At 61.6% G+C, this 289-nt stretch carries 1 protein-coding gene; it reads right to left on the reverse strand.

Going from position 1 to position 289, the window contains the following annotated elements:
• Positions 1 to 289 (reverse strand): Ig-like domain-containing protein (locus KVT28_RS24890; protein WP_217550812.1); only part of this gene is annotated, 289 nt, incomplete at both ends.

Raw genomic sequence — 289 nt, forward strand, 5'->3', positions numbered from 1 at the left:
CCGTGCCATTAAGCAGCGGACGTGCATCGTTGGTGAGGCCGGTGCCGTCGTTGGCAATGGCGCCGACCGTGCCGCCGGTTACCGCATCGGTGATGGTAGACAGCACCGGCTGGTTAATCAGGGTATCTACGGTAATCGTAAAGCTATCTGAAATCACCGAGACGTTGCCCGCCGGATCGGTGGCCTGCACTGTCAGCGTGTGCGGACCTTCCTCAAACTTATCTGTGCCGGTGAACTGCCAGCTCCACGCGCCGGTGCTGACGTCGGCATAGACGCTGCCCACCGCCGT

The organism is Pantoea sp. GbtcB22 (assembly GCF_019091025.1).
GTDB classification, from domain to species: Bacteria; Pseudomonadota; Gammaproteobacteria; order Enterobacterales; family Enterobacteriaceae; genus Pantoea; species Pantoea leporis.